The organism is Brevibacterium sp. p3-SID960 (assembly GCF_025144725.1).
Taxonomy (GTDB): Bacteria; Actinomycetota; Actinomycetes; order Actinomycetales; family Brevibacteriaceae; genus Brevibacterium.
Genome location: NZ_JALXKS010000038.1, coordinates 16807 through 33271, shown reverse-complemented (window position 1 = coordinate 33271; position 16465 = coordinate 16807). Strand labels below are relative to the sequence as shown.

The 16465-nt window shown below is 67.7% G+C and carries 14 protein-coding genes; 8 read left to right on the top strand and 6 right to left on the bottom strand.

Going from position 1 to position 16465, the window contains the following annotated elements; translation table 11 throughout:
- The 3 genes from M3B11_RS11115 to tkt form a co-directional block, all read right to left on the bottom strand.
- A partial coding sequence (locus M3B11_RS11115; RefSeq protein ID WP_259877506.1) for a glucose-6-phosphate isomerase occupies window positions 1-1607 on the bottom strand: 1607 nt, incomplete at its 3' end.
- Window positions 1604-2713, bottom strand: coding sequence for a transaldolase (gene tal, locus M3B11_RS11110; protein WP_259877505.1), 1110 nt, complete (start codon window positions 2711-2713; stop codon window positions 1604-1606). The genes tal and M3B11_RS11115, both read right to left, overlap by 4 nt.
- Complete coding sequence (tkt, locus tag M3B11_RS11105; protein ID WP_259877504.1) at window positions 2713-4791, bottom strand: transketolase; 2079 nt, start codon at window positions 4789-4791, stop codon at window positions 2713-2715. Before tkt ends, tal begins: the two co-directional genes overlap by 1 nt.
- A 342-nt stretch (window positions 4792-5133) precedes the next feature.
- Between tkt and M3B11_RS11100 the strand changes: the two genes are divergently transcribed.
- Complete coding sequence (locus tag M3B11_RS11100) at window positions 5134-6066, top strand: heme o synthase (protein ID WP_259877508.1); 933 nt, start codon at window positions 5134-5136, stop codon at window positions 6064-6066.
- 129 nt (window positions 6067-6195) lie between these two features.
- Window positions 6196-7800 (top strand): CYTH and CHAD domain-containing protein, encoded by a 1605-nt coding sequence (locus M3B11_RS11095; RefSeq protein ID WP_259877503.1) that lies wholly within the window; start codon window positions 6196-6198, stop codon window positions 7798-7800.
- Here M3B11_RS11095 and M3B11_RS11090 read toward each other — a convergent pair.
- The 3 genes from M3B11_RS11090 to M3B11_RS11080 are packed head-to-tail and all read right to left on the bottom strand — an operon-like array spanning window position 7772 to window position 10533.
- Complete coding sequence (locus M3B11_RS11090) at window positions 7772-8782, bottom strand: heme A synthase (RefSeq protein WP_259877502.1); 1011 nt, start codon at window positions 8780-8782, stop codon at window positions 7772-7774. The genes M3B11_RS11095 and M3B11_RS11090 overlap by 29 nt on opposite strands.
- A gap of 12 nt (window positions 8783-8794) precedes the next feature.
- Window positions 8795-9595: an ABC transporter permease gene (locus M3B11_RS11085; protein WP_259877501.1), complete on the bottom strand. Its 801-nt coding sequence runs from the start codon at window positions 9593-9595 to the stop codon at window positions 8795-8797.
- On the bottom strand, window positions 9592-10533 hold the full coding sequence (locus tag M3B11_RS11080) for an ABC transporter ATP-binding protein (RefSeq protein WP_259877500.1): 942 nt from the start codon (window positions 10531-10533) through the stop codon (window positions 9592-9594). The genes M3B11_RS11085 and M3B11_RS11080 overlap by 4 nt, the downstream gene beginning before the upstream one ends.
- Window positions 10534-10665: 132 nt before the next feature.
- On the opposite strand from M3B11_RS11080, the gene M3B11_RS11075 reads away from it, so the two are divergent.
- The 6 genes from M3B11_RS11075 to M3B11_RS11050 are packed head-to-tail and all read left to right on the top strand — an operon-like array spanning window position 10666 to window position 16452.
- Window positions 10666-11406, top strand: a complete 741-nt coding sequence (locus M3B11_RS11075) for a metalloregulator ArsR/SmtB family transcription factor (RefSeq protein ID WP_259877499.1) — start codon at window positions 10666-10668, stop codon at window positions 11404-11406.
- Window positions 11403-12839, top strand: a complete 1437-nt coding sequence (gene sufB / locus M3B11_RS11070) for a Fe-S cluster assembly protein SufB (protein WP_102160206.1) — start codon at window positions 11403-11405, stop codon at window positions 12837-12839. The genes M3B11_RS11075 and sufB overlap by 4 nt, the downstream gene beginning before the upstream one ends.
- A 54-nt stretch (window positions 12840-12893) precedes the next feature.
- Window positions 12894-14045 carry a Fe-S cluster assembly protein SufD gene (gene sufD, locus M3B11_RS11065; RefSeq protein ID WP_259877498.1) on the top strand — a complete coding sequence of 384 codons (1152 nt, stop codon included), beginning with the start codon at window positions 12894-12896 and terminating at the stop codon, window positions 14043-14045.
- Window positions 14042-14368 carry a non-heme iron oxygenase ferredoxin subunit gene (locus tag M3B11_RS11060; protein WP_259877497.1) on the top strand — a complete coding sequence of 109 codons (327 nt, stop codon included), beginning with the start codon at window positions 14042-14044 and terminating at the stop codon, window positions 14366-14368. The genes sufD and M3B11_RS11060 overlap by 4 nt, the downstream gene beginning before the upstream one ends.
- A gap of 36 nt (window positions 14369-14404) precedes the next feature.
- A complete protein-coding gene (sufC, locus tag M3B11_RS11055; RefSeq protein ID WP_259877496.1) occupies window positions 14405-15163 on the top strand; it encodes a Fe-S cluster assembly ATPase SufC in 759 nt (252 codons plus the stop codon).
- 17 nt (window positions 15164-15180) lie between these two features.
- Window positions 15181-16452, top strand: coding sequence for a SufS family cysteine desulfurase (locus M3B11_RS11050; protein WP_259877495.1), 1272 nt, complete (start codon window positions 15181-15183; stop codon window positions 16450-16452).
- The last annotated feature ends 13 nt before the right edge of the window (window positions 16453-16465 follow it).

The window sequence follows — 16465 nt, the reverse complement described above, 5'->3', positions numbered from 1 at the left end:
AAGCCGAAGGCTGCGAGGACGTCAGCGATGCCCTGCGCACGGTCGCGCAGGTGCAGGCGCAGCACAGGGCGGCCGCGGTCGGTGAGCACATCGGCGTCGCCGGCCGCCTGCGCGGTCTGCAGCTGTCCGAAGCTGTACTCTTCGCCCGGAATCAGCACATCGGCCCGCGGGCTGCCGGTGATCTGCAGGAACACACCGTTGGGCCGCCCGCCCTTGTGATACTGGCCCGTTGAGTGCAGGTAGCGCGGCCCGTAACCGAAGGTCGTCTGCAGTCCGGTGCGCAGTGCCGCGGCCTGCCGGATCAGCTCGGCGCGCCGGTCGCTGATCCGGTCGAGGAAGGCCTGCACCGCCAGATAGCCGTACTCGTCAGCTGCGGCGGCCAGAGCCCGCAGCGCCTCCTCCAGGCTGTCGACGCCTTCGAGCAGGTGCGGTGAGCCGTACACCTCAACCGAGCCGACAGTGAACGACGGCTGTTCGCCGTCGACCGGAGAATCGGCTTCGAGCAGCGCCCGCGCGCTGGCCTTCGCTGCTTCGACATCAGGCTGGTCGAAGGGGTTGATGCCGATGCTGTAGCCGGTGATGGCGGTGGTGTACTCCCACAGCAGGAACTGGGCGCCCAGCGGGTAGTCAACCGCGCAGGCGAAGCCCGACGGGGGAGTGGCCTGGCCGGCCACCTCACCGACGAACAGCAGCATCGCATCGGCGCGGGCGTCAGCGAAACCCGGTGCGTCAGGTCCTTCGACGACGACCGGGAGGATGCCCTCGCCGTCCTTGCCGGTGGATTCGGCCAGCAGCTGCTCCAGCCAAGCACCGAGGCCCACGATCGATGAGGTGGTGCGGGCGATGACGAGCTTGTCGGTTTCGCGGGCGTGAGCCACACCGAGGAAGGCACCGAGCTGAACGGCAGGGTTGTCCGGCGAGTCATGTTCGAGCAGCGGGCCGATCTCGCGAGCCTCGGCGAGCAGCCCGGCGATGTCGGCGCCGGCGAGGCCGGCCGGGACGAGACCGAAGGCACTGAGCGCGGAGAACCGGCCTCCGATGCGCGGGTCGGCATAGAAGACCTTGCGGTAGCCCTCCTGTTCGGCCAGCTGTGCCAACGGCGAACCGGGATCGGTGACGACGACCATGCGGGAGGCAGCCGGGATGCCGGCGGCCTCGAACGCCTCGGCGAAGGCACGACGCTGCGCCTCGGTCTCGATCGTCGAGCCTGACTTCGATGCCACGACGACGACGCTGCGCTGCAGGTCGGTGCCGATGGCCTCGGCGATCTGGCCGGGATCGGTGGTGTCGACGACTTCGAGGAACACGCCGGCGGTGGCGCAGATGACCTCAGGGGCCAGCGACGAGCCGCCCATGCCGCAGAGTGTGACATGATCGATGCCCTCGGCGGTGAGCTCGCTGCGCAGCTCCTCGATTTCGTCGAGCAGTTCGACGGACGAGTCAGGCAGGCCCACCCAGCCCAGCCGCTTGGAGGCCTCCGCCTGAGCGGCGTCACCCCACAGCGTGGCATCACCTGAGGCGATGCGCGAAGCGGCGCGGGCAGTGACGAGATCGCGGACCTCGTCCTCGAACTCGGCGGGGGAGGGATAGCCGAATGACAGTGTCATGACTGCGCTCCTTCAAGCTGCTGGGCGACCGTCTCGACGAGTTCTTCCCAGCTGGCGTCGAACTTCTGCAGGCCCTCACGCTCGAGGACGTCCATCACCTCGGCGTAGTCGATGCCCATGGTCGCCAGCGTGTCGAAGAGCTCATCGGCCTCGGTGTGCCGGCCGACGACGGTGTCGCCGTGCAGCTCACCATGGTCTGCGAAGGCCTCCAGGGTCTTCTCCGGCATCGTGTTGACGACACCCTCGGTGACGAGCTCGCTGACGTACAGGGTGTCGGGGTAGGCGGGATCCTTGGTGCCCGTCGATGCCCACAGCGGGCGCTGCCGGTGCGCTCCGGCAGCTTCGAGGACATCCCAGCGTTCACTGTCGAACAGCTGCGTGCAGATCTCGTGGGCGAGCCGGCAGTTCGCAATCCCGGCCTTGCCCTTGAGGCTCAGCGCCTTCTCCGAGCCGATGGCATCGAGGCGCTTGTCGATCTCCGAATCGACGCGGGAGACGAAGATCGAGGCGACTGAGTGGATGCGCGAGATGTCGCGGCCGGCCTCACGCGCGCGTTCGAGGCCGCTGATGAATGCCTCGACGACCTTGCGGTAGCGGTCGAGGGCGAAGATGAGGGTGACATTGACGCTGATGCCCTCACCGAGGGTGCGGGCGATGGCAAGCATGCCCTCCTCGGTGGCGGGGATCTTGATGAGGATGTTCGGCCGGTCGATCATCTCCCACAGCTTGCGCGCACACTCGACGGTGCCCTCGGTGTCGTGCGCCAGGTGCGGTGGCACCTCGATTGAGACTCGCCCGTCGACACCGCCGGAGGCCCGGTAGACCGGTGCAAGGATGTCGGCAGCCTGTGCGACGTCGTGACAGGTGAGCGCATCGATCGCCGCATCGACACCGGCGCCGGCGGCGGCCAGCTCGCGGACCTGCGCATCGTAGGCCTCTCCGTCAGCCAGTGCTGCGGCGAAGATCGTCGGGTTCGTCGTCACACCCACGACGCTCTTATCGACGATGAGCGAGCCGAGCGACCCGGAGGTGATCCGGCCGCGCGACAGGTCGTCGAGCCATATCGAAACTCCGGCGCGGCTGAGCTGGGCGAGTCGATCAGTCATCATCGTCCTTCCACTGCTGAGATGCTCTCTTCTGCTGCTGCGACGACGGCCTCGGCAGTGATGCCGAACTCCGCGTACAGGCGCTTGTAGTCAGCTGAGGCACCGAAGTGCTCCAGCGAGATCGCGGTGCCGTAGGTGCCGAGGAACTGGTGCCAGCTCTGGGCAGTGCCGGCCTCCACGCTGACACGAGCCTGGACCTCCGGCGGCAGCACCGAGGTGCGGTAGTCCTCATCCTGGCCGGCGAACCATTCGAAGCACGGCATCGAGACGACCCGCACGGCACGGCCCTGTCCGGTCAGCGTCTCGGCGGCAGCCAGGGCGATCTCGACCTCTGAGCCGGAGGCAAGCAGGATAACATCCGGGGTGCCGGAGGAGTCCTTGAGGATGTAGCCGCCCTTAGCCGTCTCCGAGGCGGGAGCCAGGTCGGTGCGGTCGAGCACCGGGACGGCCTGACGCGTGAGGACGAGGCCGGAGGGACCATCAGCGCGCTTGAGGATCTGCTTCCACGCCTCGGCCGTCTCGTTGGCATCGGCCGGGCGGACGACGTCGAGGCCGGGGATCGCACGCAGCGAGGACAGATGCTCGACCGGCTGGTGGGTCGGGCCGTCTTCGCCGAGGCCGATCGAGTCGTGGGTCCACACGAAGATGTTGGGCACCTGCTGCAGCGCGGCCAGGCGGACGGCCGGGCGCTGGTAGTCGGAGAAGACGAGGAAGGTGCCGTTGTACGGACGGGTCGGCCCGTGCAGGGCGATGCCGTTGCAGATGAGGCCCGCGGCGAACTCGCGGATGCCGAAGTGCAGGTTGCGGCCGTAGAGCTCACCGGAGAACATCTCCGAACTGCGCTCGGGCGGCAGGAACGAGGCGGCGTCCTTGATGAGGGTGTTGTTCGAACCGGCGAGGTCGGCTGATCCGCCCCACAGCTCCGGCAGCGCCTCGGCGATCGCGTTGAGAACTTTGCCGGAGGCAGCGCGGGTGGCCACTCCCTTGGCATCCGCGTCGAAGACGGGGAACAGCTCATCGAAGCCCTCAGGCAGCGCACCGGCGAGCAGCCGGTCGAGCAGCGCGGCCCGCTCGGGCTGATCGGTGCGCCACTGTTCGAAGCGCTTCGACCAGGCGCTGTGCGCCTCGGCTCCGCGGTTGCGGACCTGACGGGCGTGGGCGAGGACATCGTCGGCGACGGCGAAGTCGGCCTCCGGGTCGAAGCCGAGGATGATCTTCGTCGCTGCGATCTCCTCGGCGCCGAGGGCCGCGCCGTGGGAGGCGCCGGTGCCCTGGGCGGTCGGGCTCGGCCAGGCGATGATCGTCGACAGGCGGATGAAGGACGGGCGCGGGTCGGTCTTGGCGGCCTCGACGGCGGCGTGCAGGGCGTCGATGTCCTCGGTGTAGTCGCCGTCGTTCAGGAAGTCGACATGCTGGACATGCCAGCCGTAGGCCTCGTAGCGGGCGGAGACGTCTTCGGTGAAGGCGATCGAGGTGTCGTCCTCAATCGAGATGCGGTTGTCGTCCCAGATGACGATGAGGTTGCCGAGATTCTGGGTGCCGGCCAGCGAGGAGGCCTCGGAGGACACACCTTCCTGCAGGTCGCCATCACCGGCGATGACGAAGATGCGGTGGTCGAAGACCGACTGGCCGGCAGCGGTGCCAGGATCGAAGAGACCGCGTTCGCGGCGGGCGGCCATCGCCATGCCGACCGCGGAGGCCACACCGGAGCCCAGCGGGCCGGTGGTGATCTCCACGCCGTCGGTGTGGCCGACCTCCGGGTGGCCGGGGGTCAGCGAACCCCACTGGCGCAGCGCCTTGAGGTCGTCGAGTTCGAGACCGTAGCCGCTGAGGTAGAGCTGAATGTACTGGGTGAGGCTGGAGTGGCCGGCGGAGAGGACGAAGCGGTCACGGCCAATCCACTGCGGGTCCGCCGGGTCGTGGACCATCGCATGCTGATAGAGGTAGTAGGCGACCGGGGCCAGGCTCATCGCCGTGCCGGGATGACCGTTGCCAGCCTTCTGCACGGCGTCGGCAGCGAGCAGGCGGGCAGTGTCGACTGCAGCGCGGTCCGCAGCGGACCAGGTCAGGGAGTTCATGTGAGTGAATCAATCCTTCTCATCAACGGTAATCCACCACCGACTCTACCCGTCGAGATGAGCTGTGCGGAACCGCGCAGGCGTCCTTTCGGCACCGGCTGGCCATACCGGGCGCACGCTGCGCGCAAACACCGGTCAGACCACGGGCGACGTCCGGCACCCGGCGGACATGGCGGCAGCAGGCGGAACTGGAATTTAACTCGACGACGAGTAGAATAACGACCGTTGGCTGACAGCCGCCCACAGTGCAGCTGAACAGCCTCACCCCTGTTCGAATGAGGAAGTGACTTGAGCGACGTGACTGCCGACCAGAACCGTGCCGCCCTCTCTGAGGAGAAGCCGTTGCAGCGGATCGCCGATGAGACGACGCGCGGGTCGAAGCCCCGCAGCCGGTTCATGGCGTTCGTCGCCCTGACGAAACCGCGCATCATCGAGCTGCTGCTCGTCACCACCGCCCCGGTGATGTTCCTCGCCGCTCAGGGCCTGCCGAGCCTGTGGCTCGTGCTCACCACCCTCATCGGCGGCGCGGCGGCCGCCGCCTCGGCGAACGTCTTCAACTGCTATCTCGACCGCGACATCGACGCGAAGATGCGCCGCACCGAGAACCGCCCGCTCGTCACCGGCGAGGTGTCTGCCCGTGAGGCACTCGTCTTCGCGTTCGCACTCGGCATCGGCTCGATCTTCTGGATGGGCGGCTTCACCAACTGGGTCGCCGCCGGCCTGACGGCCACTGCGATCCTGCTCTACGTCGTCTTCTACACGATCATGCTCAAGCGCCACACCACCCAGAACATCGTCTGGGGCGGTGCTGCCGGCTGCATGCCGGTGCTCATCGGCTGGTCGGCCGTCACCGGTTCGGTCAGCTGGGAGCCGTTGATCCTATTCCTCGTCGTGTTCTTCTGGACGCCACCGCACTACTGGCCGCTGGCCATCAAGTACAAGGCCGACTACGACGCAGCCGGCGTGCCGATGCTGCCGTCGAAGGTCCCGCCGACGAGTGTGGGCCGGCAGATCATCTGGTACGGCTGGGCGATGGTCGCTGCCAGCCTCGCGCTCATCCCGGTCGCCCCGATGGGCCCGATCTACATCATCACCGCCGTGCTGGCCGGTGCCTGGTTCATGTACCAGTGCTACGCCCTCGTCAAGCGTGCGAAGAAGGGCTTCTCCGGCACTCAGCTGCGCGCGATGAAGGTCTTCCACGGCTCGATCACCTACCTGTCGGTGCTCTTCCTTGCCGTGGCCGTTGACCCGTTCTTCAACCCGTTCGTCGGCTGACGCCCTACTTCGGCTGACGGCCGGCCCGGCCAATGGGCCAGGTCTGAAGTGTTCCGAGCGGCCGATATACTCCAAGTACCGGCCGCGCCGAACCCTGAGGCTGCGGCGCCACGAGCCACTGGAGAGTCTGTGAGCGAGTACGCTGGTTCCCCCGCCGATTCCGATGCCGCTGAGTCTGAGGCCGCCGCCGAGGCGGTGGTCGCCGGTGCAGAGTCCGATCGGGTCAGCGTCGCCACCGAGGAGGAGCTGAAGTTCGCTCCGGGACCCGATCAGCCGGTTCCCGACCTGTCGGGTCTGGCGCATGCGGCCGGCGGAGATTCGATGCAGCTCGATGCCGTGTACTTCGACTCCCCTGATTTCCGTCTCTCACGCGCCAAGCTCACCCTGCGTCGGCGAACCGGCGGCACCGATGCCGGCTGGCATCTCAAGCTGCCGGCCGGCAGCGCGCGCACGGAGATGCACGTCGATCTCTCCGACGGGGACGAAGCTCGGGTGCCAGCCGAGCTGCTCGCCGTCGTCCGTGAGCAGGTCGGGCAGGTGCCGCTCATTCCGGTTGCCCTGCTCAGCACTGCCCGGACGACGACGCTGCTGGCCGAACGCGCAGGCGGGCCCGCGGTGGCGGAGCTCAGCGACGACCATGTCACCGCCGTGCGCTTCGCCCGCCCGGGCGTGGCCGCAGCCCGGTCTGAGTGGCGCGAACTCGAAGTCGAGCTGGTCGAGGCCGGCACCGGGCAGGCGCTGCTCGACGGGGTCGCCGAGATCTTCGCTGCAGCCGGCATCGAACCGGCTGCAACGGCCTCGAAGCTCGCCCGCGCACTCGGCACCGCGCCTGAACTGGCGGCCCAACGCACCCTGGATCGCAAGTCACCGCTGGTTCAGACGGTGCTCGCTGCGATGGCCGAGCACATCGGCGTGCTGCAGCACCGCGAGCAGGACGTCGCCGTCGACGCCCCGGATGCGGTGCACAAGACCCGGGTGGCGTCGCGCCGACTGCGCAGCATCCTCAAGACCTTCGCCCCACTGTTCGACGCCAGCTCCGTCACCCGGCTGCGCGAGGAGCTCAAATGGTTCGCCGCTCGGCTCGGCTACGCTCGTGATGCCGAGGTGCAGCTCGAACGTCTCCCGCGCCTGCTCGACGACCTGCCTGCCGAGGCGATCACCGAGGGAGTGGCTGAGCAGATGACGCAGATGCTCACCGCGCATCATCGCACGACGGTCGCCAACGTCAAGCGGACCCTGTCGACGGTGCGCTACCGCACGCTGCTCGCCTCCCTCCAGCACTGGCTGGAGGATCCACCGTTCAACCCCGGCTGGGACGCCAGTGCACGCACCGGCAAGGCGTACCGGCCGATGCTCGACGAGGCGATCGCCAAAGTGCGCAGACAGCATCGCAAGGTGCGCACCACCTCAGGTGCGGAGCAGTTGGCCCACCGTCATGAGGTGCGCAAGAAGGCCAAGGTGGTCCGCTACGTCTGCGAGGCGCTGTCGCTGGCGCTCGGCACGCCGGCCGCTGAGGCAGCCGCAGCCTGGGAGGCAGTCACCGAGCACTACGGCGAGCTCAACGATGCCGCTGTCGCCCGCGAATGGATCCTGCAGCTGTCGCGCCGAGCCGAAGCAGACGGCCACTCGTCATTCACCTATGGGGTGCTCTTCGGCACCCTGCTGCACCACACCGAAGCGTCGCTCACGGACGCTGACCGGGTGCTCAAGAGGGCATTCGAGACGAAGCTGTGAGCGCTGCGTCCCGGTCCCCGGCAGGTTGTGCCGCCGGTTCAGCGGCGCTGAGCGCCGGACGGCGGTAGAGGGAGTCGACGGCAACGGTGGCACCGGCGACCATGAAGCACACACCGAGCAGGTGGGCGGCGACGAGCAGCTCGGGCAGGCCGGTGAAGTACTGCACGTAGCCGACGACACCCTGCGCGAGTTCGATGGCGAGCAGCACCGTGAACGCCTTGGCCGGGAAGGTCAGACCCTGACGGCGGGCCGTGAGCCCGGCTGTGATCGTGGCTGCGACGAGCACCCACACCGGGATCGCGTGGAGGCGGGAGATGACGACGGTGTCGAAGCCGTTGCGGGCGCTGAGCGCATCACCGGCGTGCGGGCCGGCACCGGTGACGAGCACCCCGAGGATGACGACGAGGGCGGTGAGCCCGCCGATCACCCAGCCGGTGATCCGCAGACCGGCGGTGCCCAGTGGTGTGACCGGTCGTCCGGCGTCACCGCTGCGGCGCACCAGGAACGCTGAGATCGCCACCGCGATCGCCGAGGGAACGAAGTGGCTGGCGACGATCCACGGGTTGAGCTGCATGCGCACGCTGATGCCGCCGACGACAGCCTGCGAGACGACGATGAGGGCAAGAGCGATGACCGACCAGAAGATCTCCGGGCGGGTCCGGCGCATCCGCCACACTGCGATGAGCGCGAAGATGCAGTACAGCCCGAGGAAGATCGCCAGCACCCGGTTGCCGAACTCGATGTAGCCGTGGATGCCCATCTCCGGGGTGTTCGTCAGCGATTCCTCGGTGCAGCGCGGCCACGTCGGGCAGCCGAGGCCGGACCCGGTGAGCCTGACCGTGCCGCCGGTCATGATGATCCCGGATTGGGCCAGCAGCATGATCCACGCAACCGCGCGGATGAATCGGTTGGGCTGGCGGGGCATGAATCGGGAGGCGAAGCTGGGGCGCTCAGCCGCCGGCTGTGAGGTCGAGGCGCTCATGTGCCGATTATCTCATTTGGCATCGAAGGAGAAGAACCGGACCCCTGTGACAATACCCACGAGCGTCCACACGGCCATGACTGCCAGTGCCGTGGCATCGAGGCCGCCGGTGAGCACGGCTGCGCGCATCGCGTCGCCGAGCGCTCCTGAGGGCAGCCAGGACACGATCGCACCCCACGTGCCGGAATGGGCGAGCAGCAGCCCGCCGAGAGAGGCCATGAGCACCCACAGCAGATTCGCCAGCGCCAGCGTCGCCTCCGCCCGGATGGTTCCGGCCATCACGAGCCCCCACACGAGGAACATCGCGGTGCCGAGCAGCGCGGTGAGGGCGAGGCCTGCGATGTGCACTCCTCCGCTGGCCCCGAGCACGAGCGCGAGGCCTGCGATGAGCGTGAACTGGATGGCGACGACGCAGCACACGGCGATGAGCTTCCCGGCGATGAGCCCGCGCACACCCAGGGGAGTGGTCGCCAGCTGCCGCAGCACTCCGTAGCGGCGGTCGAAGGCGGTGGCGATCGCCTGCCCGGTGAAGGCGCTCGAGCCGATCGCCAGGCTCAGCACTCCGGCGGTGGCGACATCGACGGGCCGGCGTGAGCCGAGGTCGACGCCCAGCGCCTCCAGGATCGGGGTGGTGGCCAAGCCGAAGAGGATGATCGCCGGCAGGATGATCGAGACGAGCAGCTGTTCGCCGTTGCGCAGGATCGTGCGGATCTCGAAAGCCGTCTGGGCGAGGACCCGGGAACCGGCCGGGGCCGCACCCGAGGCGGTGGTCACCCGGGCCGAGGCGGTGGTCTGGGGTGTCGGGTCGGTCACCGCAGGCTCCTTCCGGTCAGGTCGAGGAAGACGTCGTTGAGGGTGCGGCCGGTGACGGCGAACTCCTCGCAGACGACATCGTGGTCTGCCAGCAGCCTCGTGATGGCTGCTAGGTCGGCAGGCGTGATGTCCCCGCGCACCAGCGTGGTGGCCGCATCGCCGGGGGTCTGGTCGACGGAGCCGTGTACTGCGAGTGCGCGGCTCACCTCGGCGCTCAGCGGAGAGCCGGTGACGATGCGCAGCATCCGGTTGCCGCCGCCGTTCATGAGCCGGCGGGGTGTGCCGGCGGCGATGACCCGGCCGTGGTCGATGATGGTGATCTCATCGGCCAGCCGCTGGGCGTCATCCATGTCGTGGGTGGTGAGCACGACGCTGGCACCGGCCCGGCGCTGCTCGTCGATGACCTCGCGGACGACGAGTGCTGCCTGCGGGTCGAGGCCCGCGGTCGGTTCGTCGAGGAACAGCAGCCGCGGCCGGCCGATGAGGGCTGCGGCCAGGCCGACGCGCTGGCGCTGTCCGCCGGACAGGCGGCGGATCGACCGGTCTGCGAACGAGGTGATGCCCAGTCGTTCGGCCAGTTCCGTGACATCGAGCGGGGAGGCGTACAGGCGCGAGAGGTGCGTTAGCACCGCCAGCGGGCGGGCGGCCATCGGCAGGCCGCCGTCTTGGAGCATGACGCCGGTGCGCCCTGCGGTGAAGCTGTGATCGGCGACAGGATCGCGGCCGAAGATGCGCACGGTGCCGGCACTCGGGCGGTGCAGACCGACGGCGCAGGCGATGGTCGTCGACTTCCCCGCGCCGTTGGGTCCGAGGATCGCGTGGACGGTCCCGGCGGCGGCACGCAGGGAGACATCGTCGACGGCGCGCTGGCCGGTGCGGTAGGAGAAGGCCAGGCCGGAGATGTGCAGCGGCGCAGGCGATGCAGGGGTGTCAGACACGCGTACCATCGTAGCCGCGCCTGCACTCCGGCACTTTAGGGTGCCCTTTGTTTACATGGAACAATTTAGAACACAATACTGTTGTCTAAAGCAGAGTCACTGGTATCGTCAGCCGAAAGCGGGGTGAAACTCATGGTTGCCCAGCATGCTCCACAGCGCAAATCGCGCGCACACGAAGACGTCAAGACCCGGCATCGGGTGCTGGCCGCTGTTCTCGACCAGGGTCCGGTCAGCGCCTCGGCGGTGGCGAAGTCCATGGACCTCACTGCCGCGGCCATCCGTCGGCACCTCGACGCCTTGGCTGATGAGGGCCTCGTGGAGGTTCGCGACCTGGCCGGGACGAAGATCGGCCGCGGTCGGCCGGCACGCCAGTATGTGGTGACCGCCGAAGGCCACGCCGAGATCAGCCACAGTTACGACGACCTCGCCGTCGACGTGCTCGACTTCCTCGCCCGCAAGGACGGCCGCGAGGCAATCTCTGAGTACGCCGCCGAATACGTCGACGGGCTGCGGGCGCGACTGCGCTCGAGGCTGTCGCACAGCGCCGAGACGCTTCCCAGCCGCTCTCGCGAACTGGCCCAGGCGCTCTCCGCCGAGGGATTCGCCGCCTCGGCCACCCCGGTGGCCGTCGGCACCCCGCTGGAGGCGATGCAGCTGTGCCAGGGACACTGCCCGATCCAGAACGTCGCCGAGGCCTACCCCGAGTTCTGCGAACAGGAGCTCGAGATGTTCTCCGACTACCTCGGGGTCGACGTCCGCCGCCTGTCGACACTGGCCGGCGGCGGCCACGTCTGCACGACCCACATTCCCACCTCTGTCGTCAACCGCCCGTTGATCGACCAGAACGATCGCACACAAGGAGGCTCAAGGTGACTGACACCACCGAGACCAACCCGATTCTTGAGGCCAATCCTGAGCTTCACGACATCGGCAACTACGCCTACGGCTGGCACGACGAGAACGATGCCGGCGCCACCGCCGAACGCGGCCTGAGCGAAGAGGTCGTCCGCCGGATCTCGGCTCTGAAGGAAGAGCCCGAGTGGATGCTCAACCGCCGCCTCAAGGCTCTGCGCCTGTTCGACAAGAAGCCGATGCCGCACTGGGGCGCTGACCTGACCGACATCAACTTCGACGACATCAAGTACTTCGTCCGCTCCACCGAGGGTCAGGTGCAGTCCTGGGAGGACCTGCCCGAGGACATCAAGAACACCTACGACCGCCTCGGCATCCCGGAGGCCGAGAAGCAGCGCCTCGTCGCAGGCGTGGCCGCCCAGTACGAGTCCGAGGTCGTGTATCACAAGATCAACGAGGAGCTGGAGCGCCAGGGCGTCATCTTCCTCGACACCGACACCGGCCTGCGCGAGCACCCGGAGATCTTCGAAGAGTACTTCGGCTCGGTCATCCCGGCCGGGGACAACAAGTTCTCCGCGCTCAACACCGCAGTGTGGTCCGGCGGATCGTTCATCTACGTGCCCAAGGGCGTCCACGTCGAGATCCCGCTGCAGGCCTACTTCCGGATCAACACCGAGAACATGGGCCAGTTCGAGCGCACTCTCATCATCGCCGACGAAGGCTCCTACGTGCACTACGTCGAAGGCTGCACCGCGCCGATCTACAAGTCCGATTCGCTGCATTCTGCTGTCGTCGAGATCATCGCGAAGAAGGACGCCCGTGTGCGCTACACGACCATCCAGAACTGGTCGAACAACGTGTACAACCTCGTCACCAAGCGTGCGATCGCCGAAGAGGGCGCGACGATGGAATGGGTCGACGGCAACATCGGCTCGAAGGTCACCATGAAGTACCCGGCGATCTGGCTGACCGGCCAGCACGCCCGCGGTGAGACCCTGTCGGTGGCATTCGCCGGCGGCGGCCAGCACCAGGACACCGGCGCCAAGATGGTGCACGCCGCACCGAACACCCACTCGTCGATCGTGTCGAAGTCCGTGGCCCGCAACGGCGGCCGCGCCGGCTACCGCGGCCTCGTGCACGTCCACCCGAAGGCCAAGGGCTCGTCGAACACCGTGCTGTGCGACGCACTGCTCGTCGACAACATCTCACGCTCGGACACCTACCCCTACATCGACATCCGCGAAGACGATGTCTCGCTCGGCCACGAGGCCACCGTCTCCAAGGTCAGCGAGGACCAGCTGTTCTACCTCATGAGCCGCGGCCTCGACGAGACCGAGGCGATGGCGATGATCGTGCGCGGCTTCGTCGAGCCGATCGCCCGTGAGCTGCCGATGGAGTACGCCCTCGAGCTCAACCGCCTCATCGAGCTGCAGATGGAGGGCGCGGTCGGCTGATCCGGCCACCGCACCCGTCCAGGCACCCACGTCTCACACAGGAGAGAACACTCAATGACACAGACTCTTGAGAACCCGAGCGAGGTTCAGGTTCCGGCGAAATCCCGGAGCGAACGGACCCGCAGCTTCTCAGTCGCCGACTTCCCGCAGATCACCGGACGGGAAGAGGAATGGCGCTTCACCCCGGTGCGCAAGCTCACCGACCTGCTCGAGGACACCGGCGCCGGTCAGTCGCTCAACCTCAGCCAGGACCTCCCCGCTGGGGTCACCCAGGAGGTCATCGACCTGGAGGCCGCCCGCGCGCTGGGCGTGCTCGAGCCTGAGGACCGTCCTGCGGCGATCGCAGCGAATCAGGCGCCCGCTGTGCTCCACTACGATGTGCCCGCCGGCCGCGAGCTCGACGAGCCGGTCATCATCCACGCCGACGGTGTGGACGGCCAGACCGTCCACGGCCATGTCGTCGTCACCATCGGTGCGAACGCCAAGGCCACCATCGTCGTCGAACACGAGGGGCAGGCCCGGTACTCCGAGCTCGTCTCCCTGCTCATCGGCGAGGGCGCCGAGGTCACCTTCGCGTCAATCCAGCTGTGGGAGGACGGCTCCGTCCACCTCGGCCAGCACGACGCGCTCGTGGGCAAGGACGCACAGTTCAAGCACATCGCCATCTCGCTCGGCGGAGACATCGTGCGCCTGAACTCCAACGTCCGCTACGACGGTCCCGGCGGCGAGGCTGAGCTGCTCGGCCTGTACTTCGCCGACGCCGGCCAGCACCTGGAGCACCGCACCTACATCGACCACAACACCGCCAAGGCCACCTCCAACGTGCTGTACAAGGGCGCGCTGCAGGGAACCGATGCGCACAGCGTGTGGATCGGCGATGTGCTCATCCGGCCCGAGGCCCTGGGCATCGACACCTACGAGCTCAACCGCAACCTCATTCTCACCGAGGGAGCGCGGGCCGATTCGGTGCCGAACCTGGAGATCGAGACCGGCGACATCGAAGGCGCCGGACACGCATCCTCGACTGGCCGCTTCGATGAGGAGCACCTGTTCTACCTCATGAGCCGCGGCATCCCGGAGACCGTCGCCCGCCGCCTCGTGGTGCGCGGCTTCTTCAACGAGGTCATACAGCAGATCCGTGTGCCCGAGATCGAGGAAGTCCTCACCGAGCAGATCGAGGACGAGCTGTCGCGGAGCATGATGTGAGTCTGCACGAAGCCTGCAAGGCCAGTGCTGTTCCGGCCGGCGCGGCACTGCGCGTCGTCATCGACGAACGCGAGATCTGCATCGCCCGCACCGAGGACGGCACCGTCCATGCGATCGACGACCTGTGCACCCACGGCGAGGTCTCACTCGCCGAGGGCGAGATCTCAGGCTGCTCGATCGAATGCTGGCTGCACGGCTCGGCCTTCTCACTGACCACCGGACAGCCGCTGACCCCACCGGCCTTCGAACCGGTCGCCGTCTATCCGTGCGAAGAGCGCGACGGTGCCATATACGTCGATCTCAGCCCGGCAGCGGCCACCTGATCCTCACCGAACGAACAACACCAAAGGACTGAAACCATGGCAACTCTTTCCATCCGCGACCTGCACGTCAGCGTCCAGACCGAATCCGGCCCCAAGGAGATCCTCAAGGGCGTCGACCTGGAGCTGAACTCGAACGAGACCCATGCCATCATGGGCCCCAACGGCTCCGGTAAGTCGACCCTGGCCTACGCCCTTGCCGGCCACCCGAAGTACGAGATCACCTCCGGCACCGTCACCCTCGACGGCGAGGACATCACGGAGATGTCCCCGGACGAGCGCGCCCGCGCCGGCCTGTTCCTCGCCATGCAGTACCCCGTCGAGGTTCCCGGCGTGACCGTGACGAACTTCCTGCGCTCGGCTAAGACCGCCATCGACGGCGAGGCACCGAAGCTGCGCACCTGGACCAAGGAGCTCTCCGGTGCGATGAAGGATCTTCGCGTCGACCCGGCGTTCGCCTCCCGCAACGTCAACGAGGGATTCTCCGGTGGTGAGAAGAAGCGCCACGAGATCCTCCAGATGGAGATGCTCAAGCCGCGCTTCGCGATCCTCGATGAGACCGACTCCGGCCTCGACGTCGACGCCCTGCGCATCGTCTCCGAAGGCGTCAACCGCGCCAAGGAGAAGACCGACGTCGGGATCATGCTCATCACCCACTACACCCGCATCCTGCAGTACATCACCCCGGATCGCGTCCACGTGCTCTACAACGGCCGTGTCGCTGAGTCCGGCGGCCCGGAGCTGGCCGAGCGCCTCGAGAACGAGGGCTACGACCGCCTCGCCCTGCAGGACGCCTGATCACTGCGCTCACCTCAATGCTCAGGCCAACTGACATCGACCGCATCCGCAACGACTTCCCGATCCTCGATCGGGAAGTCGGCGGAGCGCGACTGGTCTATCTTGACTCCGGCGCCACCGCGCAGAAGCCGCACCAGGTCATCGACGCAATCGATGAGTTCTACCAGCGGCGCAACGCCGCGGTGCACCGCGGCGCGCATCAGTTGGCCGTCGACGCCACCGATGCGTTCGAAGCCGGGCGCGAGGCGGTGGCCGCTTTCGTCGGGGCCGCCGCCGATGAGGTGTGCTGGACGAAGAACGCCACGGAGGCGCTCAATGTCGTCGCCCTCGGCATGGCACACGCCTCCGCCGGGCTCGGGGGAGCAGAGGCTCAGCGGTTCCGCCTCGGTCCCGGCGATTCGATCGTCGTGACCGAGATGGAGCACCACGCCAACCTCGTCCCGTGGCAGCAGGCCGCAGCGCTGACCGGAGCGCAGCTGCGGTGGCTGCCGCTGACCGATGACGGCCAGCTCGACCTCACTGAGCTCGACACCATCGTCGATGAGACGACGAAGGTGCTGGCCTTCACCCACGTCTCGAACGTGCTCGGCACCATCAACCCCGTCGACCGGCTCGTCGACCGGGCCCGCGCCGTCGGCGCCTACACGGTGCTCGACGCCTGCCAGTCGGTGCCGCACCTGCCGGTCGACCTGCACGACCTCGGCGTCGACTTCGCAGCGTTCTCCGGTCACAAGATGCTCGGGCCCACCGGCATCGGCGTGCTCTACGGTCGTTCCGAGCTGCTGGACGCCCTGCCGCCGGTCATCACCGGCGGGTCGATGATCACGACCGTTGACATGGAATCGGCCTCATTCATGCCCGCCCCGCAGCGGTTCGAAGCCGGCACCCAGCCGATCGCCGAGATCGTCGGCCTGCATGCCGCAGTCGACTACCTCAGCTACTACGGGATGGACGAGATCGCCGCCCACGAAGCGCAGATCGCGTCCCGGCTCATCGACGGCATCGCGCAGATCCCAGGAATCCGGCGCATCGGCCCGCCGGCCGACGAAGCCAGCATCGCGGCCGTGTCATTCGACCTCGACGGTGTCCACGCCCACGACGTCGGCCAGGTGCTCGACAGTCGCGGCATCGCCGTGCGCGTCGGCCACCACTGTGCCCAGCCGCTGCACCGCCGGTACGGTCTGACTGCCACCACCCGGGCCAGCGCCTCGGTCTTCACCACAGAGGCCGACTGCGATGCGTTCCTGGCGGCTCTGGCAGACGTGCGGCCCTTCTTCGGGCTGTCGTGAGCCGGAAGGGGAC